Here is a 2747-nt window from a genome sequence, read left to right as displayed (position 1 = left end):
CAGTCTTGACAATGATGATTCACAAGCATCCTATTCTTTTTTTGATAGATTCCTCTAGTATCTATTGTTTCTTTATCTAATTCAAATGTATGTCCGGCCGGACATACAAATTGATTCTTTTCATCTCTTTTAAAATGTATAAGTTTAAACTGATTCTTTTGTGTTGCCTTCTCCCTTTCTTTATAATATCCTGAATACTTCATATACAATTCAATCCCATTCTCTTTACAATAGCTATAATTATCATAACTTCCATACCCTGCATCTGCTGGTGTTTTATGAGGGAGTTCTCCATAAGCTTGTTTATACTTTTCCATAAATGGTATATATGCTTTAAGATCATTTCCATCACTACTCACATAGATATTTCTAATGATTCCATCACTTACACCTATCTGTATATTGTATCCCGGCTTAAAGATGTTTGTATGATTATAATAATCATACTTCATATGCATGAACGTTGCATCCGGATCAGTCTTTGAACAGCTGTTTTTTCCCTGCAGCATATCAAGATGTATGGAATATTCCCATAGCTTTATAGCATTTTCCTTTAATTCATCATATATTCGTTGAATATCACTTTTTCTTTTTCCCTTGCCATAAACAAATTGAATATTCTGGTTCTTCATATATAATTCTACCTTGTCAGCAATCGTTAATAGATAATCGATACTTGGTTCTTTAAGAAGAGAATAATGAACATTGATATTCATGCCTTTAAAATAGGAATTGATTCTTTGAATGCATAATAATGTTTTCCTCCATCTTTTCGTTCTATTCCTGATTGTATTCTTGCGCCATATAAAAGTATTCTTATTGGCATTCGCTTCATACTTGGTTCCATCAATACATAAAGCATCAGTATTGATAGAGATATGAGATTCAATATATTTATTGATATCATAAAAGATATCTTCAATAGGCATCGTTAAATCATCTTTAATAAATCTTTCAAAAGCCATGTGACTAGGAGTCTGACATTGGGAAATAAACATAAAGCGAATATCCGTTTTACAAAGTCTTTCCAGTTCTCTTGTAGAAGTATATCCAAAAAGAGCAAAAGAAAGAATGAGGAGCTTAAACATCATAACTCCATCATACCCATGAGTATTTCTATTTTTGAAATCAACATACCTACCAATATGAATTCCTTCCATGATTTCAATAATAGTTCTACAAATATCATCATGAGCAATATCTTTTTCAAAAGAAAAAGTAAAATCTAGTAGCATATATGGTTGATATGCTTTATAATTTGTCTCGTATATATTTGTTTGCATGACATAATTATACCAAAAAAACGGGCATCACTGTCCGTTTTTGCGTATTCAGAAACTATTAACGATTTATTTACTCATTACAGCCTCTTTTAATAGTTAAAAGTATTTATCATTGTGAATGTTTAAAAAAGCTTGAAAACCTAACTGATTTAATTCCCTGGTTAATTATTAGATTTGTTTAAGAATGATAGAAATTAAGTTCAAAAAGGATAAAATTATTTTGAGTTTATATATGTTTATTTTTTTTATTGGTTTAATAATTATTTGAACTATTTGATTATATATAAGAGTATTGACAATTATATGGAAAATATAATATTATATACAAATCCGGATAAAACGTATGGAAAGGAATATAAATATAAATGAATAAATTGTTTTTAAAAAGTATTATAGTAGCTTTAGTTCTAACTATGATTTCACCTCTAAGTATTGTTGTCGCTCTTGAAGATGAAATTGTTTATGATCAACCTGTAGTTTTTAGTGAAACATATGAAATAGTTGAGAATGTAAATCAACGAGGACAAATATCTACAAGTAAATTGAGATTAACTGTCTCTGTTATTAAAGCGTATAAGAGTGATTCTTCTTTAAGCAATGTTAGTATACAATATAATTATAAATGGCTTTCTGAGCCTTTATATAGATGGTCAGATGGTCTAACAATGACATGGGATAATTCAAATTTAAGATTTAAAGATGAATCTTTTACAAAGAAAGATTATTATTTTAATGATGTGTTAAAAAAACAAGTACTATTTACCCATGAGAAAACGCCTAGTGAATTAAGTTCACAAGGTATAGGTTGGTATGCAGATTTAGCGGGGTGGCATTTGACTCCCAAGAATTCAGAAGGATATGGACATTTTCTTTTAGTTCCTAAAAAAACAATAAAGACAGGAAGTATTCAATTGTATGCAAATTATGCTCATGCTTTGGCAGGTGGAATAGGTATTTCAATTAAAGGTGTTTCTGTATCTTTCGCTGGCTCTCATGATAAACAAGCAACTTCAAAAACTATTAATTTACAAAGAGGTAAAGTATAGATGAGTGGTCTTTTTGGAGTAACGCTTTTTATATTAATTGGGATTGTATTAATGTTTATTGATTCATTTAGTTCAGGTATAATATTAATTTCTTTAGCAGTTATTATCTATTATCTTTCTGAAATACTATCTATATTAAGAATATTTGAAATTAAAAATAATAAAAAAAATACAAAATAGAATGTCATAATGACCTTAAAGCAAGTAGGATAGAAATAACTTACTTGCATTTTTTATATTTATTGTGATCTTTAAAAAATGGGTAAAAAACGACAAATAGAGAAATTATTTAAAAACCTCTATTTGACAATAGTTGGCAAAGAGGCTGTAACGAGTAAATAAACATGTTATAGTTTCATATTACGCAAAAAGCGCTCATTTGAGCGCTTTTTTTGGTATAATTTAGTCGATGAAAACA

General features: G+C 28.5%; 2 protein-coding genes. One reads left to right on the top strand and one right to left on the bottom strand.

Annotated elements, in window-relative coordinates; translation table 11 throughout:
* Positions 1-1283 (bottom strand): transposase (locus EDD60_RS15950; protein WP_132226553.1); only part of this gene is annotated, 1283 nt, incomplete at its 3' end.
* Between the two features lie 365 nt (positions 1284-1648).
* Here EDD60_RS15950 and EDD60_RS15945 point away from each other — a divergent pair.
* Positions 1649-2329: a hypothetical protein gene (locus EDD60_RS15945; RefSeq protein WP_066445740.1), complete on the top strand. Its 681-nt coding sequence runs from the start codon at positions 1649-1651 to the stop codon at positions 2327-2329.
* The last annotated feature ends 418 nt before the right edge of the window (positions 2330-2747 follow it).

The organism is Longibaculum muris (assembly GCF_004343035.1).
Lineage (GTDB): Bacteria > Bacillota_I > Bacilli_A > Erysipelotrichales > Coprobacillaceae > Longibaculum > Longibaculum muris.
This window is presented reverse-complemented; position numbering and strand designations above follow the sequence as displayed.

What these genes read in the sequence shown, in the direction of transcription:
- EDD60_RS15945 (WP_066445740.1), top strand. Translation starts at nt 1,649, where the DNA reads ATGAATAAATTGTTTTTAAAAAGTATTATAGTAGCTTTAGTTCTAACT.